A 23,538-nucleotide genomic window follows, 5' to 3' on the forward strand; every position below is an offset into this window, starting at 1 on the left:
CCGACCCACGTCGACCCACGGAAGGAGGAGCGCCGTGCCCACCGGAGAGCTGCGCGTCTACCTCGGGGCCGCGCCCGGCGTCGGCAAGACGTACGCGATGCTCGAAGAGGCCCGACGGCGGGCCGCGCGCGGCACCGACGTGGTGATCGGGCTGGTCGAGACCCACGGCCGCCCGCACACCGCCGCCATGGTCGGCGACCTCGAACTGGTGCCCCGGCGCGTGCTCACCCACCGGGGCGTGGAGTTCACCGAGCTGGACCTCGACGGCGTGCTGGCCCGCCGCCCCGAGGTCGTCGTCGTCGACGAGCTGGCCCACACGAACGTGCCCGGCTCCCGCCACGACAAGCGCTGGCAGGACGTGCGGGAACTGCTCGACGCCGGCATCACCGTGCTGACCACCGTCAACGTCCAGCACCTCGAGTCGCTCAACGACGTCGTCGCCCGGATCACCGGCACCACCCAGCGCGAGACCGTCCCCGACGCCGTGGTCCGCGCCGCCGAGCAGGTCGAACTCGTCGACATGACCCCGGAGGCGCTGCGCCGTCGGATGGCCCACGGCAACGTCTACGGTCCCGACCGGATCGACGCCGCCCTCGGCAACTACTTCCGGGTCGGCAACCTGACCGCCCTGCGCGAGCTGGCCCTGCTCTGGCTCGCCGACACCGTCGACGACCAGCTCGGTGCCTACCGCGCCCAGCAGGGCATCTCCGACACCTGGGAGGCCCGCGAACGCGTCGTCGTCGCGCTGACCGGCGGGCCGGAGGGGGACACGCTGATCCGCCGCGCCGCCCGGATCGCCGCCCGGGGCCGGGGCGCGGACCTGCTGGCCGTGCACGTCGCCCGCAGCGACGGCCTGGCCGGCGCCGACCCCGCCCGGCTGGCCCGCCAGCGGGTCCTCGTCGAGGGCCTCGGCGGCACCTACCATCAGGTGCTCGGCGCGGATGTCCCGGCCGCGCTGCTCGACTTCGCCCGGGGCGTCAACGCCACCCAGCTCGTGCTCGGCGCGAGCCGGCGGGGCCGCTTCGCCCAGCTGTTCTCCCGGGGGGTCGGCGTCACGACCACCGCCCTGTCCGGGCCGATCGACGTGCACCTGGTCACCCACCCCGAGGCCGGGCGGGGTCGGCGGGCCGCCACCACGCCGGCCGCCCTGTCGCGGCGGCGCAGGCTGCTCGGCTTCGCCCTCGCGGCGCTCGGCATGCCGGCGCTCACCCTGGCGCTGCGCACCCTGCCGGATCTCACCCTCACCAACGACATCCTGCTGTTCCTCGCCGGCGTCGTGGGGGTGGCCCTGGTCGGCGGCCTCTGGCCGGCGCTGGTCGCTGCCCTCGGCGGATCGCTGCTGCTCAACTGGTTCTTCACCCCGCCGTACCGCACGCTGACCATCGCCGAGGCCGACAACCTGTTGGCGCTGGGCGTCTTCGTCGGCGTCGCCGTCGCCGTGAGCTGGGTCGTCGACGTTGCCGCCCGGCGCACCCGGGAGGCCGCCCGGGCCTCCGCCGACGCGCAGACCCTCGCCACCGTGGCCGGCGGCGTGCTGCGCGGCGAGCGTCCGCTGCCGGCCCTGCTGGACCGGCTGCGCGAGACGTTCGCGCTGCGCGCGGTCAGCGTGCTGGAGCTGGTCGCCGAGGCGCGGGGCCGCCCCGACCGGGCCCGCGACCGGGCCGCCTGGCGGGTGGTGGCCAGCGTCGGGGACGCCCCGGCCGGCAGCCCCGACGCCGGGGAGATGGCCGTGCCCGTCGACGACACGCTCACCGTCGTGCTGTCCGGCCGGCGGCTGGAGGCCGCCGACCGGCGCGTCGTCGAGGCGTTCGCCGCCCAGGCCGCCGTCGCGCTGCGGCAGGAACGCCTCGCCGTCGCGGCGGCCGCCGCCGGGCCCCTCGCGGAGGCCGACCGGATGCGCACCGCGCTGCTTGCCGCGGTCAGCCACGACCTGCGTACGCCCCTGGCGTCGGCGAAGGCGGCGGTGAGCAGCCTGCGCAGCCCCGACGTCGAGTTCGACGCCGACGACCGCGAGGAGCTGCTCGCCACCGCCGACGAGTCTCTCGACCGGCTGGGTCGCCTGGTGGCGAACCTGCTGGACATGAGCCGGTTGCAGGCCGGCGCGCTCGGCGTCACCGCCACCGCGGTCGGGCTGGAGGACGTGGTGCCCCGGGCACTGGACGAGCTCGGCCCGGCCGCCGCCGACGTCGGCACCGACCTCCCCGCGGACCTGCCTGCCGCGTTGGCCGATCCCGGGCTGCTGGAACGCGTGCTGGTCAACGTCGTCGCCAACGCCCTGCGGCACAGCCCGCCGGGCCGGCCGCCCACCGTCGCCGCCAGCGCCCACGCCGGCCAGGTCGAGCTGCGGGTGGTCGACACCGGCCCCGGCATCCCGGCCGACCAGTGGGAGCACGTCTTCCTGCCGTTCCAGCGCCTCGGCGACCGGGACAACCAGACCGGGGTGGGCCTCGGCCTCGCCCTGTCCCGCGGCCTCGTCGAGGCCATGGGTGGCACCATCACCCCCGAGACCACCCCCGGCGGAGGGCTGACCATGGTGCTGCGCCTGCCCGCCGCCGGTCCGCCGGGCCGCCCCGGTCCGCCGGAGGCGGAGGAGCCGCACGGGCCGCCGGAGGCGGGGGAGCGGCACGGGCCGCAAGCGCAGCGGGAGCCGGAGGGGCCGCAGGAATGAGCCGCATCCTCGTCGTCGACGACGAACCCCAGATCCTGCGCGCCCTGCGGATCAACCTGCGCGCCCGCGGCTACGAGGTGCGGGTCGCCGAGACCGGCACGGCCGCGTTGAAGGCCGCCGCCGCTTACCCGCCGGATCTGGTGGTGCTGGACCTCGGGCTGCCCGACCTCGACGGCGTGGAAGTGATCCGGGGCCTGCGCGGGTGGACGAGCGTGCCGATCATCGTGCTGTCGGGCCGGGCCGGCAGCGAGGACAAGGTCGCCGCCCTCGACGCGGGTGCCGACGACTACGTCACCAAACCCTTCGGCGTCGACGAACTGCTCGCCCGCATCCGCGCCGTCACCCGCCGTCTCGCCGCGCCGTCGGCGGACGGCGCGACCCCGGCCCCCCGGGTGGGGCGGCACACGGTCGACCTGGTCGACCGCACCGTCACCCGCGACGACGGCGCGCCGGTGCGGCTCACCCCCACCCAGTGGGCCGTGCTCGACAAGCTGCTGCGCCATCCCGGCAAGCTGGTCAGCCAGCGGCAGCTGCTGCACGACGTGTGGGGCCCGGAATACCAGAACGAGACCAACTATCTGCGCCAGTACATGGCCCAACTGCGGCGCAAGCTGGAGGACGACCCGGCCCGGCCCCGGCACCTGATCACCGAGCCGGGCATGGGCTACCGCTACCGCCCCTGACCCGGGGCCCCGACGCCGCAGGTCATCCCCGAACCGCCGGCTCGGCGGCCTCGCGTTCCCACGGCGCCGGACCCCGCACGCCTGCCCCGAGCAGGCGGCCATGGTTCCACCAGTCGTCCTCGGCGGCGGGGAGCTGGTCCAGCACCAGCCGGGCCGGCGGGAACGGTCGGCCGGCGCGCAGCTGCGCCAGGTCGGTCAGGTGCCGCCGGGCGGCGGCGGGATCGCCGGGCTGGTCCAGGGCGGCCAGCCCGGCGCGCAGGGTGTCGTAGAACTCCCGCTCGTCGACCAGCACGGCGATCTCGTAAGGATCGACGGTGACGAACCGGCCCGGCATGGCCGCCACGCCCGCACGCAGCAGCGCGGCGTGCTCGTGCAGCGGCCCCTCCGCGGCGAAGATCCGGGCCAGGGCCGGCAGCGCGGCGTCGAGCTGGTCGAGGGCCCGCCGGCGGGGCGCGATCGGGGCGGTGACCGCCACGTCGCCCTCGTCCTCGTCGTCGGACGGGAACGTGGCCGTCACCAGGTCACCCGGCCGGAACATGGCCAGCCACAGCAGCGGCACGGCCGCCACGTCCTCGGCGAGGACCTGCTCCGCGACGCCCGGGGCCCCCGCCCAGGCGGGGCAGATGCCGTCGTGGTCGGTGACGAAGAGGTACGAGAGGTTGGCCATGCCGGGGAACGTACCGGCCGGCACCGACAGCCGGCGGGCTACGGCGCGTCGACGACCTCCCGCCCCAGGGGCCAGAACGCGGCGGGGACGAGCTTGAAGTTGGCGATCCCGAACGGGATGCCGATGATCGTGACGCAGAGGGCGACGCCGGCGACGATGTGGGACAGGGCCAGCCACCAGCCGGCGAGCACCACCCACAGCACGTTGGCCAGCCCGGAGCCGACGCCCGCGCCCGGCTTGGGCACCACCGTCCGGCCGAACGGCCACAGGGAGTAGCTGGCCAGGCGCAGCGACGCGACGCCGAACGGGATCGTGACGACCAGCACGAAGCAGATCAGCGCCGCGATCCCGTATCCGACGGCCAGCACGATCCCGCCACCGAAGACGAGCCACAACACGTTCAGCAGAAAGCGAATCACCCTTCGAGCATGACCGACGCCCGCCACCGGCCGGTCGGGCGCGGGCCCTCAGCGCCCGGCGCGGGACACGCGGCGCGGGGGCCGGCCGAGCAGCGCGTCGATGCGCGCGCCGAGCTGGTCCGGGTCGCGCATCGGCCGGGCGAAGGGCAGCCGTACGTCGTGCGGACGCGCGGCGGACCCGGCGGGGGACTGCACCCGCAGGACGATGCCGGCGCGGTCCAGCCGCAGCAGGTGGATCCGGGCGTCGGCCTGCCGCAGCCGCGCGGGGAGCAGCCCGGTGAGCTGCTCCACGGTGCGGGCGTCGGCGTCGAGGCGGCGCAGCAGCTCCGTCTCGGCGGGGGCGATCGGGTCGGGCCGGGCCGTGGCGAACGCGTCCGGGTCGACCGGGGCGGTGCCGCCGGTGTCGGTGATCCCGGCCGTGGCGAGGTGCAGCACCGCGACGAGGTCGGGCCGTCGGCCGCGCAGTCCCTCGACGGTCAGCCAGCCGGTGAGGGCCGCCCGGCCGCGCACCCGGTCCGGCATCGGGATCGGGGCGAGGTCCACCACGTGGACGACGGCGGGCAGGTCCCCCTCCCGGGCCAGCTCGTGGGCCGCGCCGGAGTCGGCCGGCACCTCGACGCGGAGCCGCCCGTCGGGGCCGACGCGGTGCCGGCCGGTGAGCTCGGCCCGGTGCGTCGGGGTCAGCAGCGTCACCGAGTCGGCGGCCACGAGCAGGGTACGCAGCCGCTCGGCCGGTGTGCCGGCGGCCACCGCGACGGCGGCCGGGGGGATGTTGCCCGACATCTGCACCTCCTATTAGGTTAGCCTTACCTTACCTGAGAGGCAGATGATGAATCAGTCCCGCCCCAAGGCCAAGCGGTCGCGTCGACTCGGCATCGCCCTGACCCCCAAGTGCGTGCGGTACGTCGAGCGCCGCCCGTTCCCGCCCGGAGACCACGGTCGGGCCCGGACCAAGGACAGCGACTACAAGGTCCGGCTGGTGGAGAAGCAGCGCCTCAAGGCGCAGTACGACCTGCGGGAGGGGCAACTGCGGCGCGCGTTCGACCGGGCGGCGCGCCGGCCGGGCAAGACCGGCGAGGAACTCGTGGTCGACCTGGAGACCCGGCTCGACGCCCTCGTGCTGCGCGCGGGGTTCGCCCGCACCATCTACCAGGCGCGGCAGCTCGTCACCCACCAGCACCTGACCGTCAACGGCCGGCGGGTGGACCGCCCGTCGGCGCGGCTGCGCCCCGGCGACGAGATCGCGGTGGCCGCGCGCAGCCGGGGCAAGGCGCCGTTCCTGCTCGCCGCCGCGGGAGCACACGCCCCGCGCCGGCCCGCGCCGTACCTCGACGTCGACCTGGCGGGTCTCGCCGCCCGGCTCACCCGGCTGCCCCGGCGGGCCGAGGTGCCGGTGATCTGCGAGGAGCAGCTCGTCGTCGAGTACTACTCCCGCTGACGGGGCGGGCCGGCCCGCCCCGTCAGCGGGTGCTCAGCCGGTGAGCTCGAGGTGCCGGTCGATCATCGCGTTGACCTGGTCCGGCACCTCGAGCTGCACGAAGTGGCCCGAGCCGGCGGCCTGGCCGATGTTCGCCTGCGGGGCCAGCCGGGCGAGCCGGGCGTAGTCGGCGAACGGCGCGTTGCTGCCGACCAAAAGCAGCGGGCGGTCCCACCGGGTCAGGGCCGCCTCGTCGCCGCCGGAGCCGACGTACGCGGCCAGGGCGGCGATCGGCGCGTACGCGACCTCGGTGGAGGGGCGCGCCATGGCCGAGACCACCCACTCCACCAGCCGGGGATCGGACTGCGGCAGGAAGTACGACCGGACGATCGCCTCCCGGGCCGCGCCGGAGGTGTCGTCGCGCAGCGACCGGGCGACCTCCTCGATCGCGGCGGCGGCGCCCGGCGGCCCGGCCACCGCGGAGTCGAGCATGACCAGGCCGGCGAAGCGCTCCCGGTCGCCGGCGGCGGCGAGCGACCAGACCCCGCCCAGACTGTGCCCGATCACGACGACCCGCCGCAGGTCGAGCTCGGCGACCAGGGCCCGGAGCCGGGCGGCGAGCTGCTCCACGCCGTAGCCCTCGGGTGGTGGCGGGCTCTCCCCGTGCCCCGGCATGTCGACCGCGATCACGCGGGCGGGTCGGCCGGCCAGGTGTCGGGCGATCGGCTCCATGAACCGGTGGTCGCAGCACCAGCCGTGCACCAGCAGGAACGTGTCGCGCCGGCCGCGCCCGTACGTCCAGTAGCGCATCCCGGCGGCGGTGTGTCGGTCTGTCATCGGCCCTCCCGGGCGGTGGGTGGGTGGAGGGTTCTCGTTCCACTGAAGCGCGGCCGTCGCGGGCCGCCATAGCGTACTGTGGCCTTCGTGCCATTACATCCGTTTCGTCGGCTATAGCGAAAGGGGTGTGCGGGTGCGTGGCGACAGGAGCACCCCGTGAGCGCGGAGATCGACCGGTTTTTCGCCGGCCTCCCGGAGGCCTCCCGGGGTCGACTGCCCACCACGCCCGCCGGGCTCGTCGCCTTCCGCTTCGTCACCGACGACGGGCCGGCCAGCACCTGGTTCGTCACCCTCGACGGCGGGCGGGCGCGGGTGGACCGCCGCGGCCACGACCCGGACTGCCTGGTGGAGATGCGGCCCGAGACGTTCGAACGGCTGGTCGCCGGCGCCGACCACAGCGTGGCGATGCTCTTTCGCGGCGTGGTGTCCGTCGAGGGCGACCTGCCGTTGTTCCTGGTGTTCCGCCGGCTGCTGCCGATCCACGCCGACAGCGGCGCCGCCGAGCCGATCGCCGACGTCCGGCCCGGCGTCGAGCACGACGGCGTCGGGTCGCACGACACGACCAGCATCTTCTACGGCAACATGTTCATGATCAGCTCGCGCAACGGCGACGTCGCGGCCGAACCGGTCACCCCGCTCGGCCTCTTCTTCTTCGACACCCGCTTCCTGTCGACCTGGCGGCTGAGCCTCGACGGCGAACAACTCACCGAACTGTCGATCGACGACGTGCGCTCCTTCGAGTCGAAGTTCGCCCTGGTGCCCGGCCAGCCCACGCACTACGTCAACGCCACCACGTCGGTCCTGCGGCACCGCTCGGTGGGGGAGTCCTTCGAGGAGGAGGTCACCCTGTTCAACTACGGGGCGGAGCCGGTGCGGTACACCGTCCGCCTGGACGTCGGGGCGGACTTCGCGGAGGTGCAGGACATCCGCGACGGCCTGCGGCGGGAGCGCGAGGTGACCACCACGGTCGACGACAGCTCGCTGCGGCTGCACTACCGCAGACACACCCTGCACCGCGAGACGGTCGTCTGCGCCAGCGCGCCCGCCCACGTCGACGAGCGCGGATTCACCTTCACCGTCTCCGTCGACCCGCACGACACCTGGACGGTCCGGCTGCGCGTGCTGACCCTCGTGCGGGACCTGCGCCGGCGCGACCTGCGGGAACGGCTGCGCAGCTCCACCCACCGGTCCCGCGCCGAGGCCGGCCGGGAGATCGACGACATCGTCGCCGGGGTGCCCGAGCTGCGCGCCGACCACGGGCCGTTGGCCGAGGCGTACCGGCGCAGCGTGCTCGACCTCGCCGCCCTGTACTACCAGGGCCTCAACTACCGCGACCGGCTGCCCGCCACCGGGCTGCCCTGGTCGATGACCCTGCTCGGCCGGGAGAGCCTGGTCAGCAGCCTCCAGGTGCTGCCGTTCCTCCCGCACCGGGCCGTCAGCACGCTGCGGATCCTGGCGCTGAGCCAGGGTGCCCGGATCGACCCGTTCCGCGGCGAGCAGCCGGGCCGGATCGTCCAGGAGAGCCGGTACGGCGAGTCGGCCGCCTTCGCCGACACCCCCGACGCGGCCGACTTCTCCGCCGCCGACACCACCCCGCTGTTCGTCATCCTGCTCGACGAGTACGAACGCTGGACCGGCGACGCCGAGCTGGTCCGCCGCTACGAGTTCGAGGTCCGCGCCGCCATCGCCTGGCTCGACGACTACGCCGACGTGGCCGGTGACGGCTACGTCTGGTCCACCCGCCGGCAGCGTCGGGCCGGGCCGGTCAACGAGAGCTGGCGCAACTCGGTGCAGGCCGTCTGCTTCCGCGACGGCCGGCTCGCCACCTTTCCGCAGGCGATCTGCGAGATCCAGGGGTACGCCTACGACGCCCGGCTGCGGGCGGCCCGGATGGCCCGGCTGTTCTGGAACGACCCGGTCTACGCCGACCGGCTCGAACGGGACGCCGCCGCGTTGCGGGAGCGGTTCGACCGGGACTTCTGGCTGCCCGAGCGGGGCTGCTACGCGCTGGCGTTGCAGGCCGACGGCCAGCGGGTCGACGCGCTGGCGTCCAACGTCGGGCACCTGCTGTGGAGCGGGATCGTCGTGCCCGAACGCGCCGAGCGCCTGGTGGGCCACCTGCTCGGGCCGGCGCTGTTCTCCGGCTGGGGGGTGCGGACCCTGGCCAGCACCGAGGAGCAGTTCAACCCGCTGGGTCACCACACCGGCGCGATCTGGCCGGCGGACAACTCCCTCATCGTCTGGGGGCTGCGCCGCTACGGCTTCCGGCAGGAGGCCGCCCGGATCGCGCTGGCGCTGCTGGAGGCGGGACAGCACTTCCAGGGCGCGCTGCCCCCGTACTTCGCCGGCTACGACCGGGCCGTCACCCGCGTCCCCGTGCCGCACCACTTCACCGACAGCCCGTACGCCCCCTCCGCCGGGGCGCCGCTGCTGCTGCTGCGCGCCCTGCTGGGCCTCGAACCGCACGACGACCACCTGGCGATCGACGCCGGGGTGCCGGAGGAGATGGGCCAGATCGAGCTGCTCGACATCCGGGGCCGCTGGGGGTACGCCGACGCGCTGGGCCGGGGCCGGCCCTTCCGCTGACCCGACCCGGCGGCCCTCACAGGCCGGCGCACGGGGTGTCGGCCACCGCGCACGCCTCGGGCGCCTTGACGAACGGGTCGGCGTCGCGGACGTCGAACCGGACGGTCTGCGATCCGCCGGCCGGCACGGCCGGCCCGGTGATCGTGACGGACCGGCCGTCCTGCTGCCATTCGCCGCCCTCGACGTCGCCGATCGTGCTGCCCGAGGGCAGGCTGAGCACCACCGTCCAGTCGCGGGCCGCCGCGCCGGCCGCGTTGTCGACCACCACCTCGCCGGTGTAGCCGAAGATCCGGGTCGCCACGGTCTCGTACCGGGCGGCGAGGGGCGCCTGCGGCGCCGGGGACGGGGTGGCCGTCCGCGACGGCGTGGGCGAGGCGGAGCGGCTCGGGCGGGCGCTGCTCCGGCTCGCGCCGGGGGTGGGCCGCGCGGTCGGCGTGGCCCGGGGCGGACCGCTGGTGGCGGCGGTGGTCGCGACGGGCGGGACGGTCGCCGGCTCCGGGGCGGCGGCGCGGTCCGGGTCCGACGGCAGCAGCACCCACGTCGCCAGCCCGGTGACCAGCACGCCGCCGCCGAGCGCCGCGACCAGCGCGGTGCGGCGGCGACGTCGCGGCGGGGCCGCGTCGCCGGGCGTCTCGACGATCGGCATCTCGGCCGTCGGCGGGCCCTGGTCGCGGAGCAGGTCGACCTGCTGGAAGGCCAGCCAGTCGAGGATGGCGGGCAGCCGGCCGGTGAGCGCCTGCTGGTAGAACTGCTCGCGGCGCACGCGTTGCTCAACGGGCCAGGAACCGTGTTCGAGGGTTTCGTGGACCGTCAGCCGGCAACCCTCGGCGGTGGGGGTGACGGCGCAGCTCAGCAGCGTACGCCGGCCGGCCTCCTGGCAGCGCAGGGCGATGGCGTCCGGCTCCCGCCGCTCGGTCACCTGCGCGTCGACGGCGGCGTCGAAGCCGGGCAGCCCCGCCGTGTAGAGCAGCAGCCGGCCCGGCCGGCCGGCGGCGGGCTCGACCTCGGTGTACCAGCGGGCCAGCAGCGTCGGGTCCGTCAACGCGCGCCAGACCCGGCCGGTGGGATGGGGCAGGTCGATCCGGGCGCCGATCTCGATCACGGCGAGACTCTACGGGTCCCGGCGGTCGCCGGTCCGCCGGGGCGACGCCCCGGGGTTCCCCGGTGACCCTACGGAACTGGCAACAGTCTTGACGGAGAGGATCCGCATCGACAGACTTCGCTAGAGAGAGCGCTCTCTGCGCGCCGCCGCCGGTCGGCCCGCCGCACCCCGCGTCGCCGTCCGGACCGTCCACCGAGGAGACAATGTGACCAGACGCCGATCCGTCCCCCGGGCGCTCGCCCTCGCCGCCGCCGCGCTCGTCGCCTCCAGCGTGGCCCTCGTCCTGCCCGGCCACGCCGAGCCCGCCGCGGCGGCCATCGGCTCGATCACCTGGCAGGACGAGTTCAACGCGCCGGCCGGAACGCCCGTCGACCAGAACCGGTGGCGGTTCGACATCGGCGGCAGCGGCTGGGGCAACGACGAACGGCAGTACTACACCAACAGCACGAGCAACGCCGTGCACGACGGCCAGGGCAACCTGGTCATCACCGCGCGCAAGGAGAACCCCGCCAACTACCAGTGCCACTACGGTCGGTGCGAGTACACCTCCGCCCGACTGCTGACCGCCGCGACGTTCACCCAGGCGTACGGCCGGTTCGAGGCCCGGATCAAGATCCCCCGGGGCCAGGGCATCTGGCCGGCGTTCTGGATGCTCGGCAACGACATGGGCAGCGTCGGCTGGCCGAACGCGGGCGAGATCGACATCATGGAGAACATCGGCCGCGAGCCGAACACCGTGCACGGCACCATCCACGGCCCGGGCTACTCCGGTGGCGGCGGCATCACCAACAGCCGCACCATCGGCGCCCCGCTGGCCGACGCCTTCCACACCTACCGGGTCGACTGGGAGCCCAACTCGATCGTGTGGTACCTCGACGGCGTCGAGTACCACCGCGTCGACCCGAGCCGGCTCGGCGGCAACCGCTGGGTGTTCGACCACCCGTTCTTCATGATCCTCAACGTGGCCGTCGGCGGCACCTGGCCGGGCTACCCCGACGCCACCACGCAGTTCCCGCAGCAGATGCTCGTCGACTACGTCCGGGTGTCCGGCTACACCTCCGGCGGCAACCCGCCGGCCGGCACCACCCGGCTGCGCGGCGCGCAGAGCGGGCGGTGCGTCGACATCCCCAACGCCGACCCGGTCGACGGGGCCAAGCTGCAGATCTGGGACTGCAACACCACCGCAGCCCAGGCCTGGACGTTCGCCTCCGACGGCACCGTGCGGGCGATGGGCAAGTGCATGGACCCGGCCTGGGCCGGCACCGCCAACGGCACCGAGGTCAACCTCGTGACCTGCAACGGCAACCCGGTCCAGCGGTTCACCCTCAACGGCAACGGCGACCTGGTGAACCTCAGCGCCAACCGCTGCGTCGACGTCCGCGACCAGAACCCGGCCAACGGCGGCAAGCTCCAGCTCTGGGACTGCACGGGCGCGGCCAACCAGAAGTGGTCGCGCTACTGACCCGACCCGCGTCCCGCCGCCGCCGGCAGGCCGGCGGCGGCGGGGCCGTCCGATGAAGATCGGAACGCCGCGCCCCGGCGTCGATCGATCCCGGCCCCGGATCCGTACTCCCCGGTGCCGTTCACCGGACAGAGAGGTCAGCGCATGTCCGCACCCGAGGCGCGTCCCGCACCGTCCGACGTCGACGGTCGCCGTCCGCGCGTCGTCACCGGCGTCGTCGTGGAGCCCGATCCCCACGTCGGCGTCGGCGCCGCACACCCGGCCGACGCGTACGCCGGGTCGGGCTTCTTCGCCGGCCCGGTGATCGACGTCGAACCGGCACGCCCCGCGACGCCCCGCCGGCGGCCCGTCGTCGGCATCGTCGGAGTCGGGGTGATCCTGGCCCTGCTTGCCGCCGCCGCGCTGGCCCTCGCCTCGGGGCCGCCCGGCCTGCGCGCGGCCGGGACCGCGCCGGCGCCGGCGGTCGACGGCGGTGGCCCCGCGGCCGGCGGTGGCCTCCCGCACACGGTCACCGCGCCCCTGGGTGGCCGGGCGCGGGCGGCGTTCGAGCTGGTCACCGGCACCACCGCCGTCGACCTGCGCCTCGTCGACCTCGGCGCGGACCTCTACCGGATCAGCACCCCGGCGGACGGCGACAGCGCCCCGCGGCCGGTGCGCACCGCCGAGGGCGTCGCGCTGCACCTGACGCCCACCGGCCGCGCCGGACCCGGGGCGGTGCAGATCCGGCTCACCTCGCGGGTCGCCTGGCGGCTGGTGATGGGCGGCGGCGCGAGCACCCAGCTGCTCGACCTGCGCGCCGGCCGGCTGATCGGCGTGGACCTGGCCGGGGGCACCGACCGCACGGAGCTGCGGCTGCCCGCGGGGGGCGGCAGCCTCGCCGTGCGGCTGACCGCCGGGGTCAACCAGCTCACGGTGTCCGTGCCGGACCTGCGGCCGGTGCGGGTGCGGGCCGTCCGCGGCGCCGGCTCGGTCACCGTGCACGCCGACCGCCGCGTCGGCGTGGCCGGCGGCACGGTCATCACCACCCCGGGTTGGGAGGCCGCCACCGACCGCCTCGACCTGGACCTGGTCGGCGGGGCCGACGCGGTCACCGTGCTGCGGCGCTGACCGGGCCACCCGCCACGGCCCGCCCGGCGGGCCGCGGCGGGGCGGTCACCGGAGTGTCAGGGGCCGCAGTAGAGCATCCGGTTCGGCGAGCCGACGCCCGGGCTGCCGACGACACCGACGGTGGCGGTGGCGGCGAGGTGCGCCGCCACCTGCGCCGGGGTCCAGGTGGGATGGTCGGACAACACGAGGGCGGCGCAGCCGGCGACGTGCGCGGCGGCCATCGGGCTGCCGCTGACCGTGTTGGTGGCGGTGTCGCTGGTGTGCCAGGTCGAGGTGATGCTGCCGCCGGGGGCGAAGATGTCCACGCAGGTGCCGTAGTTGGCCGAGCCCATCTTCGCGTCGGTGGCCAGGGTGCCGGATACCGTGAGCGCCGTGGGCACCCGCGCGGGCGAGAAGTTGCAGGCGTCGCTGGACGAACTGCCCGAGGGCACCGCGTACGTGACGCCGGAGTTGATGGAGGCCGTCAGCGCGGCGTCGACGGCGCTGCTGGCGCTGCCGCCGAGGCCCATGGTGGCCACGGCGGGCTTCACCGCGTACCGGGTGACCCAGTCGATGCCGGCGATGACCTGGGCCCAGGTGCCGCTGCCGGTGCAGTTGAGCACCCGCACCGGCACCAGCCGGGCGTCCTTGGCCACGCCGTGCAACTGGCCGCCGACGGTGCCGGCGAGGTGGGTGCCGTGGCCGTTGCAGTCGTCGGCCGGCAGGGCCCCGTCGACCGCGTCGTACCCGCCGGTGACCGAGCCGCCGAAGTCGACGTGGCTGGCGCGGATGCCGGTGTCCAGGACGTAGGCGTGCACGTTCGGCGCGGTGTTCGGGTAGGCGTACCGGCCGTCGAGCGGGAGATTGCGCTGGTCGATGCGGTCCAGCCCCCACGACGGCGGGTTGAGCTGGACGCCCGCCGCCAGCGCCGTCACGTGGTTCTGCTCGACGTACGCCACGGCCGGGTCGGCGGCGAGGCGTCGGGCGGCCCGCTCGGGCAGGCGGATCTCGAAGCCGCGTACGGCGGCGTGGTAGACGTGGCCGCGTACGCCGCCGAACCTGCCGGCGAGGCGGTCGGCGGTGGCGGCGACCGCGGCGGCCGACCCGGCGGTGGCCCGGTCGTCCAGCAGCACGAGGTAGCTGTCGGGCACGGCGGTCGCGCCGCCGGCGTGCCGGATGGGTCCGGTGGCCGCGGCGGCCGGCGACGCGGCGGCCGGGCCCGCACCGAGCGCGAGGGCGACGCCGAGGGTGGCCGCCAGCGACCGCCGGCGTCGGGTGCCAGGAACGATCATGTCCGGTCCTTTCCTCCGACGCGCCGGCCCCGGGGTGGTCACCCCGGGGCCGGCGGCTGGTCGTCAGGTCAGCTGGTGGGGGCGAGGTAGAGCAGGCGGTTCGGCGAGCCGCTGCCGGGGCTGCCCACCGTGCCGGTGCTGGCGGTGGAGGTCAGGTACGACGCCACCTGCGCCGGGGTCCACGACGGGTTGTTCTGCAGCACGCGGGCGGCGCCGCCGGCCACGTGCGGCGAGGCCATCGAGGTGCCGCTGATGGTGTTGGTGGCCGTGTCGCTGGTGTACCAGGCGGACAGCACGGCCGAGCCCGGCGCGAAGATGTCCAGGCAGGACCCGTAGTTCGAGTACGACGCGCGGGCGCCGTCGCTCTGGGTCGCGCCGACGGTGAGGGCCGTGGGCACGGCGGCCGGGGAGGTGTTGCACGCGTTGGCGTTGGAGTTGCCGGCGGCCACCGCGTAGGTGACGCCGTCGGCGATCGAGTTGGCCACGGCGGTGTTCAGGGAGGTGTTGAGGCCGCCGCCGAGGCTCATGTTCGCCACCGCCGGCTGGCCGGCCTGGTGGTTGGAGGTCACCCAGTTGATGCCGGCGATGACGCCCGCGGTGGTGCCGCTGCCGGCGCAGTTGAGCACCCGCACGGCCACCAGCCGGACGCTCTTGGCCACGCCGTAGGTCGACCCGCCGACGGTGCCGGCGACGTGCGTGCCGTGGCCGTTGCAGTCCGCGGCCGGCAGGGCGTTGTCGACCGCGTCGTAGCCGTCGACGGCCCGCCCGCCGAACTGGCTGTGGGTGGTCCGGATGCCGGTGTCGATGATGTACGCGGTGACGCCCGAGCCGGTGCTGACGTAGCTGTAGGTGCCCGACAGCGGGAGGGCGGCCTGGTCGATCCGGTCCAGGCCCCACGGCGGGTTGGTCTGGGTCGTGGTGGCCGTCACGGTCTGGTTCTGCTCGACGTACGCCACGGCCGGGTCGGCGGCCAGCCGCTTGGCGGCCCGCTCCGACAGCCGGACCTCGAAGCCGTTGAGCGCCTCGCCGTACACGTGGCCGACGGTGGCGCCGTACCGGCCGGCGAGGGTGCCGGCCGAGTTCGCGACGGCGGCGGCCCGGGTACCGGCCCGGCCACCGACGGCGCTGTCCTTCAGCACCACGATGTAGCTGTCCTTGACCGCCGTGGCGCTGCCGGCGGACAGGATCTCGCCGGTGGCGGGTGCCGCGCTGGCCGGCGCACCGACCGTGGCGGCGGCCAGCGCGGCGGTGGTGAGGACGCCGAAGGCGGCCAACCGGCGGGGGCTCGTGCGGGGGAGTGTCATCTCCCGGTCCTCCCTTGTTCTGGCCGGCCCGGGCTTCGTGAACCCGTAGGGCCGGTCCGAGCGGTTGTGGGGAGCCTAAGGTCAATCCGCGAACATCGATATATACCGAACGGTTCATAGCGTGGCCCTATGGCCGGCGGGTCGGATCCCGGGCTCGTCCGCGCGGTCGGCCGCGGCGTTCCGGCCCGGCGATGCCGCCGGAAACAAAAGCCCCATGTGGTACGAAAGCTTCGGGGATCATTCTCGCGAAGGTGGCCTAAGCCGCCTTTCGGCACTGGTCGGCGCGTTTCCAGGTTGCGGGAATGTTGCCGCGAAATGTCGGCGCAGCCCTTGACGCCGCCCTTCGGCGATCCTTACGGTCCCCTGAGTTGTACATGGTTGTCCATGAACATGGGGTCGGGATGAAGATAGCAGTGATCGGCAGCTACGGCGCCGGGCTGACCATGCGGGTGCCCCGGGTGCCGGTGGCCGGGGAGACCCTCTCCGGCGGCAGCTTCGCCTCGGGCCACGGCGGCAAGGGCTCGAACCAGGCCGTCGCCGCCGCCCGGCTCGGCGCGCGGGTCAGCCTGCTGACCGCCGTCGGCGCCGACCAGTTCGGCGCCGCCGCCCGGGAGCTCTGGGCGCGGGAAGGGGTGGACGCGGCGGGCGTGCGCACCACCACCGCGTCCGCGACCATGGTCGGCGTCATCCTCGTCGACGCCGACGGCGAGAACCGCATCGCCATCGCCCCCGGCGCGCTCGACGAGCTGACCCCCGCCGACGTCGCGGGCTTCGCCGACCGCATCGCCGAGGCGGACCTGGTCGTGGTCTCCCTGGAGATCCCGCTGCCGGTGGCCCTCGCCGCGCTGCGCACCGCCCACGAGCGCGGCGTGCGCACGCTGCTCAACCCCGCCCCCGCCGTCGCGCTGCCCGACGAGGCGTGGGCCTGGATCGACGTGGTCACGCCCAACGCCAGCGAGGCCCGGGTGCTCACCGGTCGCGCCCCCGGGGACCCGGCCACCGGCGACGAGCTGGTGGACCTGCTGCGCACCCGGTACGCCGGGACGATCGTGCTCACCCTCGGCGCCGACGGCGCCCTCGTCGACCACGACGGGCGGCACACCTGTGTCGACCCGGTCACCGTCGCCCGCGTCGTCGACACCACCGGCGCGGGCGACGCCTTCACCGGCGCGCTCGCCGTGGCCCTGGCCCGTGGCGACGCCCTCACCGACGCGGTGCGCTTCGCCGCCGCGGCCGGCGCGCACGCCGTCGGCGTCGCCGAGGTGATTCCCGCCCTGCCCTACCCGGACGACGTCGCGGCCCTGCTGAGGAGATGAGACCGATGGCCCAGACCACCACCCCCGTGGCGCCCCCGGTGGCGAAGCCCGCCGCCGCCCCGCCCGCCCGTTCCCCGCTGCGCCGTTTCCTGCACGCCCGGGAGGCCAGCACCTTCCTCGCCCTCGTCGTGCTGTTCGCCCTGGGCACCCTGATCGCCCCGGGCTTCGTGGGGACGGACAACTTCCTCACCGTCGGCCAGCAGATCGCCCAGATCGGCATCATGGCCGTCGGCGTCACGTTCGTGATCATCAACGCCGAGATCGACCTCTCGGTGGGCTCGATCTACGGCCTCGGCGCCGTCGTCTGCGGGCTGCTCATGACCTCCGACGTCGCCTGGCCGTTGGCCGCCCTCGGCGGGATCGCCGCCGGCGCGGCCGCGGGCCTGCTCAACGGCCTGATGACGGTCGGCTTCGGCATCCCGTCGTTCATCGTCACGCTCGGCACGCTGAGCGTCTACCGGGGCGTGACGCTGCTGCTCAGCGGCGGCGCGCCGATCTCGCTGTCGGCCAAGGACCCCGCCGTGGCCGAGTTCAACCTGCTCGGCCAGGGCAAGCTGTTCGGCGTCGTGCCGATGCAGCTCGTGCTGTTCGCGCTCGTCGCCGTCGTCGGCACGATCGTGCTGTCCCGCTCCCGCTACGGCTTCAACACCTACGCCGTCGGCGGCAGCGCCGAGGCCGCCCGGCTGTGCGGCATCAACACCGGCCGGGTGAAGGTCGCCGCGTTCACCCTGTCCGGGACGCTCGCCGGCCTGGCCGGCGTGCTCGGCCTGTCGTTCCTGTCCTACGTGCAGGGAGTCACCGGCACCGGCATGGAGCTGACCGCGATCTCCGCCGTGATCATCGGCGGGGCGGCCCTGTTCGGCGGCTCCGGCACCATGCTCGGCACCGTCATCGGCGTCGCGTTCATCGGCGTCCTGCAGAACATCCTCAACCTGCGCGGCATCTCCTCGTTCTGGCAGACCGTGGCGACCGGCGCGGTGATCATCCTCGCCGTCGCCGCCGACACCTGGCTGCGCAGACGCTCCGGGCGTCGGTGACCGTCCCCGGCCCGCGCCTTCCCCCCTTTCCCCCCACACCCAAGGAGCCACCCCGATGAAGCTGTCCCTCCGGCGCCGGGTCGCGGTCGTCGCGACCCTCGGCCTGGCGCTGCTGGCGAACTCCGCCTGCGGCGCGGTCACCCCGGCCAGCACCGCCTCCGCCGAGAACGGCGGCGGGTTCAAGCTCGCCGACTACATCAAGGAAGCCGTCGAGAAGGGCGAACCCCTCAAGATCAAGCTCAGCTACCACGACCCGTCGCTGGCCTTCGCCGTCCCGATCCGGCAGGGCATGGAGCGCGGCGCCAAGGAGTTCGGCGTCGATGCGCAGATGATCGGCCCGTCCGGCGGCAACCCCGCCGATCAGGTCGCCGAGCTGCAGACCCTGATCAACCAGAAGCAGATCCACGGCCTCGCGGTCTCCTCGGCCAGCAACGACGCCCTCAAGCCGGTCATCGCCCAGGCGTACGACGCCGGCATCCCGATCATCTCGTTCAACACCAACAACCCCGAGTCCAAGCAGATGGGCTTCGTCGGCCAGGACCTCGTCGCCTCCGGCCGGTCCCTGGCCAAGGAGCTGCTGGGCGTGCTCAAGGGCAGGACCGGCAAGGTCGTCGTCGCCTCGGTCGACTCCGGCGCCGGCTGGTCCAACGACCGGTTCTCCGGCTTCCAGGAGGGGGTCAAGGACTCCGGCCTGCAGATCGTCGGCCCGGTGAACACCGGCAACGAGCCCAGCGCCGCGTACAACACCATCGAGTCGACGATGGCCGCGCAGAAGGACGCGATCGCCCTGGTCTCGCTCGACTGCTGCAGCTTCACGGCCGGCGCCAAGTGGCTCCAGCAGTCCGGCAACGTCGGCAAGATCCACTCGGTGGGCTTCGACGTGCAGCCGCAGACCGTCGAGTACCTCAAGGCCGGCGTGGTCGACCTGACCATCAGCCAGGCCCCGGCCGAGCAGGGCTACCAGGCGGTCAAGCTGCTGGCCGAGTTCCTCAAGAACGGCACCCCGATCGCCGGCGTCGACACGGGCGTCCTCGTCGTCACCCCCGCCACCGTCGACGACGTGCCGGTGGAGGGCTGACCGATGACCAGCCCGGCCACGATCGCCGCACCGCCGACGGCCGCCGTCGAGGTGACCGGCCTGTCGAGGCACTTCGGCGTCGTCCGCGCCCTGCAGGACGTCACCCTGAGCGTCCCCGCCGGCAGCCTCACCGCCGTGATGGGGGAGAACGGCGCCGGCAAGTCGACACTCATGAAGATCCTGGCCGGGCTGGACACGCCCACCACCGGCACGGTCCGGGTGGCCGGCGAGGAGGTACGCCGCTTCGACCCGGCCACCCTGCTCAGCCGCCACCGCGTCGCGCTGGTCCCGCAGGAGCTCGCCCTGGCCCAGGACCGCACGGTCGCCGAGAACATCATGCTCGGCGCCGAGCCGGGATCCCGGCCCTTCCCGCACCGGCGGCGGATGGACGAGCGCGCGGCCGAGCTGCTGGACCGGCTCGGCCTGCGGGTCGACCCCCGGCGCACCGTCCGCCACCTCGACGCCGCCGCGCAGCAACTGGTGGTGGTCGCCCGGTCCCTGGCCCGCGAGGCACGGGTGGTCATCCTCGACGAACCGACGTCGATCCTGTCCCCGGCCGAGTCGGACCGGCTGTTCGAGGTGATCCGCTCCCTGCAGGCCGACGGCGTCACCCTGCTCTACGTCTCGCACCGGATGCCCGAGGTCTTCGCGCTGTCCCAGCACATCCACGTGCTGCGCGACGGCCGGCACGTCGCCGACTGGCCCACCGCCCGGGTCAGCCCCGACGAGGTGGTCTCGGCGATGGTCGGCCGCGAGCTGGCCGCCGAGTTCGCCCGGCACGACACCGTCGCCCCCGCGGCGACGGCCACCCCCCGGCTGCGGATGCGGGCCGTGACCGGGGCCGGGTTCACCGGCGTCGACCTCGACGTCGCGCCCGGCGAGGTGCTCGGCGTGGCCGGCCTGCCCGACAGCGGCCGCGTCGAGCTGCTGCGCGGCGTCTTCGGCGCCGACCCGGTCCACGGCGGCGAGCTGCGGCTCGACGGCGAGCCGTTCGCCGCGCGTACGCCCCGCGACGCGATCCGCGCCCGCGTCGCCTACCTGCCCGGGGAACGCCGGCAGCAGGGCATCCTGCCGACGATGAGCGTCGCCGACAACGTCAACGTCCTGACGCTCGGCCGCCGGCAGCGCCTCGGCCTGCTGCGGCGCGGGGCGCTGCGCCGCGACGCCGACACCCGGGCCCGCGAGCTGACGGTGAAGACGTCCGGCACCGCGCAGGGCATCACCCAGCTCTCCGGCGGCAACCAGCAGAAGGCCCTGCTCGCCCGCTGGCTGTCCATCGAGCCCCGGCTGATGCTGCTCGACGAACCCACCCGCGGCGTCGACGTCGGCGCCAAGGCGGAGATCTACCGGCTGTTCCGCCGCCTGACCTCCGACGGCGTGTCGATCGTCGTCTCCTCCTCGGACCTGCCCGAGCTGCTGACCGTCAGCGACCGGATCGCCGTCATGGCCGCCGGGCGCCTGGTCGGCGTGCTCCCGGCGGAGCAGGCCACCGAGGAGAAGGTCATGGCGCTGGCCACCGGCGCGCACACCATGAAGGAGAACGCATGAAACGCACAGGCCTGCTGCACGCCGAGCTGTCCGGGGTGCTCGCCACCCTCGGCCACACCGACCTCCTGCTCGTGGTCGACGCCGGGTTCCCGATCCCCCGCACGGCGCACCGCATCGACCTCGCCGTCGCCGAGGACCTGCCCGGCCTCACCACCGTGCTCGACCTCGTCGCCGACGAGATCATCGTCGAGGGCGTCGTCGTGGCCGAGGACGTGACCACCCACAACCGTCCCCTCGCGGACTGGCTGGGGCAGCGCTTCCCCGGCGCGCCGCTGACCACCCGCCCGCACGCCGAGATGCTCGGCGAACTGGCCCACCAGGCCAAGGCGATCGTCCGCACGGGCGCGTTCAACCCGTGGGGCAACGTCGGGCTGGTCTGCGGCGTGGACGTGCCGCGCTGGTTCGACGAGCCCGGCGTCGTCGTCCCCGACTACTACCGGGACCGCATGTAGCCCGGCATCCGCCCGCACCACGACGCACCGACTTGGAGAAGAACGTGAGCACAGCCATCCTGCCCGACGCCGAGATCACCCCGGCGGCGCTGGCGCCCTACATCCAACACACGCTGATCGACGTCGGCGTCACCCGCGACCGGATGGTCGCGCACGCCGAGGAGACCCTCCGGTACGGCTTCGACGCCGCCATGGTGCCCGGCTCCTGGGTCGCCGAGGTGGCCGAGGTGCTGCGCGGCACCGACGCCGGCGTCGCCTCGGCCCTCGACTTTCCCACCGTCGGCGTGACCACCAGCGCCGGCAAGGCCGCCGAGGCGGAGAGCCTGGTCCGGGCCGGTGCCACGCAGATCGACATCGGCGTGCAGATCGGCTGGCTCAAGAGCGGCCGGTACGACGCGTTCCGCGACGACATCGCCGGCGTCGTTCGGGCGGCCGGCGTGCCGATCAAGGTCATGCTGGAGCTGCCGCTGCTCACCCCGGCCGAGCGGGAGGCCGCCGTCGAGATGTCCATCGAGGCCGGCGCCGCGTTCCTGAAGAACGCCAGCAGCGGCGCGGTGGAGATCGCCAACCCCGACAGCATCGCCTGGCTGGTCGACCGCGCCCCGCAGGGGGTACGGGTCAAGGCCTCGGGCGGCATCAAGTCCTTCGCGCAGGCCGTGTCCCTGCTGCGGGCGGGGGCGGTGCTGCTGGGCACCAGCGCCGGGGTGGCTATCGTCACCGACGAAGTCAACGAGCACACCACGAGCTACTGACCGTCCGTCGCCCCTCGACGGCGGTGGCGGCACCGGCCACCACGTCGAGGGGCGACGGCCCCCACGGGAAGGCACCATGTCCGACCAGTCCAGCCCGCACGAGGCGACCGAGCGGCTCGACCGCGACGCTCCGGCGCCCCTGCACGCCCAGGTGTCGGAGCAGATCCGGGCCCGGATCCTGGCGGGCGAGTGGCCGCCGCACTACCGGCTGCGCAGCGAGCCCGAGCTCGCCGCCGACCTGGGCATCTCCCGGGGCACCCTGCGCCGGGCCCTGTCCACGCTGATCCGCGACGGCCTGCTCGTGCAGGTCCGGGGGAGGGGCACCTTCGTCACCTCCACCGCCATCGAGCCGTCGATCGCCCAGAAGCTGACCACGCTGTCCGAGGACTTCGCCCGGCAGGGCGTCTCGTACACCACCCAGGTGGTGACCCAGCGGGTGATGGCGGCCCCGCCGCCGCTGGCCACGCTGCTCGACCTGAACCCCGGGCAGTCCGTGCTGCGGCTGGAGCGGCTGCGCTGCGCCGCCAGCGGGCCGGTGGCCTGGCTGGTCAACTACGTCCGCACCGACCTGGCCCCCGGCCTGGAACGGGCGGACCTGGCCGACCGGTCCCTGTTCGGCCTGCTGGAGAACGACTACGGGCTGAAGATCACCACCGGCCGGCGGACGTTCACCGCGACCGCCGCCACCGGGCGGATCGCCGAGGCCCTCGGCGTGCCGGAGCACTTCCCCCTGCTCTACCTGGAGCAGATCACCTACCTCGACGACGGTCGCGCGATCGAGTATTCCGACGTGTGGATCCACAGCGAACGGATGCGGGTCACCTCCCTGCTCAGCCGCCGCTGATCGCGGGAGCACATCGGGTCGGCCCGATTACGGGCCCCCCGCGCGGAGTCCGCCAGGTGGAACGTGACCGCGATCTCATTGTCATGCCTCGATGTGTTGCGCGCGCGTTGCAATCCTGTGTGTGAGCTGTGGAAGGCGGTCGGCCGTCTTCCCCATGGCGCGGCGTGCGAGGTCGGCGAAGGGTCGTGCCAGGGGCGGGGCGCCGCGCCGCGTCGGATGCCGGAGAGTCGTCTCGCGGAATTGTCGTCCGTGGGATTCGCGTGGCGCATTGCGGTGCCGGGTGGCCGCCGCGTCCCCGGGCGCCGGTGGCGGTCGTCCGGGACCGGGGGTCGGACGGTGTCACTCGGGAGTGACATGAGGATCGCGGCTGCTGGGGCGGCGGTTCGCCGGGGTGCCGGGTCCGCGCCCGGCGTCGCCCGGCTGTGCGGCGGAGCCCTCCCCCCCCGGGGGCGCGCGCCGTCGCCGCCCGGCGGGTGAGGGCGATTCGTCCGCGCGTTCTCGTGGGCCTGCTGGTCGCGCCTATCCGTCCACCGGCCGGCGAATGTGATTCGGCGATCGCCGAGAACTGTTCTGCAGGCAATCGTCCACCGGTGCCCGGTCCCGTTCGGTGCGCGCGTCATCGCGTCCGGGGCGACGCCCCCCTCCGCCGTTCTCGCGGCGGCGCGGCGGAAACGACTCATCCGGGCGGGCATCGGATCTGCCAACGGGCGGCAAACGTCACCGGCGTGCTTCCTCCCATTACGTATTCGGTCCGCCGAAATACGATCCCGCCCTGATTCCTTTCTTCAATTTCTCGGTCCGCCGGCTCAGCGGCGCGGTTGAGGTAACCGTGGCGCGGGGGCGCGGGTGGGGCCGGGCGGGCCGAGGCGGACCGGCCCGCCCCACCGCCCTGTGGTTATCCAGGGCAAATGTTCTCCGAGGCAACCACATGTCGGTGCAGAAATCGCCAAAGGCAACCGACCTGATTCCGGGTGACCGGCGGGCGTCG

20 protein-coding genes are annotated in these 23,538 nt (G+C 74.4%); 13 read left to right on the forward strand and 7 right to left on the reverse strand.

Annotation, left to right across the window (positions count from 1 at the left end; genetic code table 11):
- Window positions 1-34: 34 nt before the first annotated feature.
- The gene (locus LPA42_RS21315) at window positions 35-2,668 is read left to right on the forward strand and encodes a DUF4118 domain-containing protein (protein ID WP_077937857.1); all 2,634 of its coding nucleotides are present in this window, start codon (window positions 35-37) and stop codon (window positions 2,666-2,668) included.
- Window positions 2,665-3,351, forward strand: coding sequence for a response regulator (locus LPA42_RS21320; RefSeq protein ID WP_077937858.1), 687 nt, complete (start codon window positions 2,665-2,667; stop codon window positions 3,349-3,351). Before LPA42_RS21315 ends, LPA42_RS21320 begins: the two co-directional genes overlap by 4 nt.
- A gap of 22 nt (window positions 3,352-3,373) precedes the next feature.
- Here LPA42_RS21320 and LPA42_RS21325 read toward each other — a convergent pair whose 3' ends face one another.
- From LPA42_RS21325 to LPA42_RS21335, 3 genes are read right to left on the reverse strand one after another with little or no spacing between them, the layout of a single operon-like run.
- Complete coding sequence (locus LPA42_RS21325; RefSeq protein ID WP_144082652.1) at window positions 3,374-4,018, reverse strand: hypothetical protein; 645 nt, start codon at window positions 4,016-4,018, stop codon at window positions 3,374-3,376.
- A 38-nt stretch (window positions 4,019-4,056) separates the two neighbouring features.
- Window positions 4,057-4,437 (reverse strand): YccF domain-containing protein, encoded by a 381-nt coding sequence (locus tag LPA42_RS21330; protein WP_043963476.1) that lies wholly within the window; start codon window positions 4,435-4,437, stop codon window positions 4,057-4,059.
- A gap of 48 nt (window positions 4,438-4,485) precedes the next feature.
- Window positions 4,486-5,220: a DUF2470 domain-containing protein gene (locus LPA42_RS21335; RefSeq protein WP_077937861.1), complete on the reverse strand. Its 735-nt coding sequence runs from the start codon at window positions 5,218-5,220 to the stop codon at window positions 4,486-4,488.
- A gap of 46 nt (window positions 5,221-5,266) precedes the next feature.
- Here LPA42_RS21335 and rpsD point away from each other — a divergent pair, with 46 nt between their 5' ends.
- The gene (gene rpsD, locus LPA42_RS21340) at window positions 5,267-5,875 is read left to right on the forward strand and encodes a 30S ribosomal protein S4 (RefSeq protein ID WP_077937871.1); all 609 of its coding nucleotides are present in this window, start codon (window positions 5,267-5,269) and stop codon (window positions 5,873-5,875) included.
- A gap of 33 nt (window positions 5,876-5,908) precedes the next feature.
- On the opposite strand, the gene LPA42_RS21345 is transcribed toward rpsD, so the two are convergent.
- Window positions 5,909-6,691 (reverse strand): alpha/beta fold hydrolase, encoded by a 783-nt coding sequence (locus tag LPA42_RS21345; protein WP_077937862.1) that lies wholly within the window; start codon window positions 6,689-6,691, stop codon window positions 5,909-5,911.
- A 156-nt stretch (window positions 6,692-6,847) separates the two neighbouring features.
- On the opposite strand from LPA42_RS21345, the gene LPA42_RS21350 reads away from it, so the two are divergent.
- Window positions 6,848-9,277, forward strand: a complete 2,430-nt coding sequence (locus LPA42_RS21350; RefSeq protein ID WP_077937863.1) for a glycogen debranching N-terminal domain-containing protein — start codon at window positions 6,848-6,850, stop codon at window positions 9,275-9,277.
- Between the two features lie 16 nt (window positions 9,278-9,293).
- Here the strand turns inward: LPA42_RS21350 and LPA42_RS21355 are convergent, their stop codons facing one another.
- Window positions 9,294-10,379 (reverse strand): SRPBCC family protein, encoded by a 1,086-nt coding sequence (locus LPA42_RS21355; protein WP_077937864.1) that lies wholly within the window; start codon window positions 10,377-10,379, stop codon window positions 9,294-9,296.
- Between the two features lie 205 nt (window positions 10,380-10,584).
- On the opposite strand from LPA42_RS21355, the gene LPA42_RS21360 reads away from it, so the two are divergent.
- Together LPA42_RS21360 and LPA42_RS21365 are read left to right on the forward strand one after the other, a co-directional pair.
- Window positions 10,585-11,841, forward strand: coding sequence for a family 16 glycosylhydrolase (locus LPA42_RS21360; RefSeq protein WP_077937865.1), 1,257 nt, complete (start codon window positions 10,585-10,587; stop codon window positions 11,839-11,841).
- A 144-nt stretch (window positions 11,842-11,985) separates the two neighbouring features.
- On the forward strand, window positions 11,986-12,948 hold the full coding sequence (locus LPA42_RS21365) for a hypothetical protein (protein ID WP_077937866.1): 963 nt from the start codon (window positions 11,986-11,988) through the stop codon (window positions 12,946-12,948).
- Between the two features lie 56 nt (window positions 12,949-13,004).
- On the opposite strand, the gene LPA42_RS21370 is transcribed toward LPA42_RS21365, so the two are convergent.
- Together LPA42_RS21370 and LPA42_RS21375 are read right to left on the reverse strand one after the other, a co-directional pair.
- The gene (locus tag LPA42_RS21370) at window positions 13,005-14,219 is read right to left on the reverse strand and encodes a S8 family peptidase (protein WP_077937867.1); all 1,215 of its coding nucleotides are present in this window, start codon (window positions 14,217-14,219) and stop codon (window positions 13,005-13,007) included.
- A 68-nt stretch (window positions 14,220-14,287) separates the two neighbouring features.
- Complete coding sequence (locus LPA42_RS21375) at window positions 14,288-15,523, reverse strand: S8 family peptidase (RefSeq protein WP_077937868.1); 1,236 nt, start codon at window positions 15,521-15,523, stop codon at window positions 14,288-14,290.
- Between the two features lie 401 nt (window positions 15,524-15,924).
- Between LPA42_RS21375 and LPA42_RS21380 the strand changes: the two genes are divergently transcribed.
- The 7 genes from LPA42_RS21380 to LPA42_RS21410 all read left to right on the forward strand — a co-directional run bounded on the left by LPA42_RS21380 (window position 15,925) and on the right by LPA42_RS21410 (window position 22,550).
- Window positions 15,925-16,839, forward strand: a complete 915-nt coding sequence (locus tag LPA42_RS21380; protein ID WP_228986806.1) for a ribokinase — start codon at window positions 15,925-15,927, stop codon at window positions 16,837-16,839.
- A gap of 5 nt (window positions 16,840-16,844) precedes the next feature.
- Window positions 16,845-17,876: an ABC transporter permease gene (locus LPA42_RS21385; RefSeq protein WP_228986807.1), complete on the forward strand. Its 1,032-nt coding sequence runs from the start codon at window positions 16,845-16,847 to the stop codon at window positions 17,874-17,876.
- 55 nt (window positions 17,877-17,931) lie between these two features.
- On the forward strand, window positions 17,932-18,954 hold the full coding sequence (locus tag LPA42_RS21390; protein ID WP_077937873.1) for a substrate-binding domain-containing protein: 1,023 nt from the start codon (window positions 17,932-17,934) through the stop codon (window positions 18,952-18,954).
- 3 nt (window positions 18,955-18,957) lie between these two features.
- On the forward strand, window positions 18,958-20,502 hold the full coding sequence (locus LPA42_RS21395; protein WP_198956573.1) for a sugar ABC transporter ATP-binding protein: 1,545 nt from the start codon (window positions 18,958-18,960) through the stop codon (window positions 20,500-20,502).
- Window positions 20,499-20,954 carry a D-ribose pyranase gene (gene rbsD, locus LPA42_RS21400; protein ID WP_043963491.1) on the forward strand — a complete coding sequence of 152 codons (456 nt, stop codon included), beginning with the start codon at window positions 20,499-20,501 and terminating at the stop codon, window positions 20,952-20,954. Before LPA42_RS21395 ends, rbsD begins: the two co-directional genes overlap by 4 nt.
- 44 nt (window positions 20,955-20,998) lie before the next feature.
- Window positions 20,999-21,706 (forward strand): deoxyribose-phosphate aldolase, encoded by a 708-nt coding sequence (gene deoC / locus LPA42_RS21405; protein WP_077937876.1) that lies wholly within the window; start codon window positions 20,999-21,001, stop codon window positions 21,704-21,706.
- A 76-nt stretch (window positions 21,707-21,782) separates the two neighbouring features.
- Window positions 21,783-22,550, forward strand: coding sequence for a GntR family transcriptional regulator (locus LPA42_RS21410; RefSeq protein WP_043963493.1), 768 nt, complete (start codon window positions 21,783-21,785; stop codon window positions 22,548-22,550).
- The last annotated feature ends 988 nt before the right edge of the window (window positions 22,551-23,538 follow it).

Source organism: Micromonospora sp. DH13, assembly GCF_020873825.1.
GTDB classification, from domain to species: Bacteria; Actinomycetota; Actinomycetes; order Mycobacteriales; family Micromonosporaceae; genus Micromonospora; species Micromonospora haikouensis.

Coding starts and splice junctions, on each gene's coding strand:
- LPA42_RS21365 (WP_077937866.1), top strand. CDS start 11,986: ATGTCCGCACCCGAGGCGCGTCCCGCACCGTCCGACGTCGACGGTCGC.
- LPA42_RS21395 (WP_198956573.1), top strand. CDS start 18,958: ATGACCAGCCCGGCCACGATCGCCGCACCGCCGACGGCCGCCGTCGAG.
- LPA42_RS21320 (WP_077937858.1), top strand. CDS start 2,665: ATGAGCCGCATCCTCGTCGTCGACGACGAACCCCAGATCCTGCGCGCC.
- LPA42_RS21380 (WP_228986806.1), top strand. CDS start 15,925: ATGAAGATAGCAGTGATCGGCAGCTACGGCGCCGGGCTGACCATGCGG.
- rpsD (WP_077937871.1), top strand. CDS start 5,267: ATGAATCAGTCCCGCCCCAAGGCCAAGCGGTCGCGTCGACTCGGCATC.
- LPA42_RS21345 (WP_077937862.1), bottom strand. CDS start 6,691: ATGACAGACCGACACACCGCCGCCGGGATGCGCTACTGGACGTACGGG.
- LPA42_RS21370 (WP_077937867.1), bottom strand. CDS start 14,219: ATGATCGTTCCTGGCACCCGACGCCGGCGGTCGCTGGCGGCCACCCTC.
- LPA42_RS21385 (WP_228986807.1), top strand. CDS start 16,845: ATGGCCCAGACCACCACCCCCGTGGCGCCCCCGGTGGCGAAGCCCGCC.
- LPA42_RS21335 (WP_077937861.1), bottom strand. CDS start 5,220: ATGTCGGGCAACATCCCCCCGGCCGCCGTCGCGGTGGCCGCCGGCACA.
- rbsD (WP_043963491.1), top strand. CDS start 20,499: ATGAAACGCACAGGCCTGCTGCACGCCGAGCTGTCCGGGGTGCTCGCC.
- LPA42_RS21325 (WP_144082652.1), bottom strand. CDS start 4,018: ATGGCCAACCTCTCGTACCTCTTCGTCACCGACCACGACGGCATCTGC.
- LPA42_RS21410 (WP_043963493.1), top strand. CDS start 21,783: ATGTCCGACCAGTCCAGCCCGCACGAGGCGACCGAGCGGCTCGACCGC.
- LPA42_RS21390 (WP_077937873.1), top strand. CDS start 17,932: ATGAAGCTGTCCCTCCGGCGCCGGGTCGCGGTCGTCGCGACCCTCGGC.
- LPA42_RS21375 (WP_077937868.1), bottom strand. CDS start 15,523: ATGACACTCCCCCGCACGAGCCCCCGCCGGTTGGCCGCCTTCGGCGTC.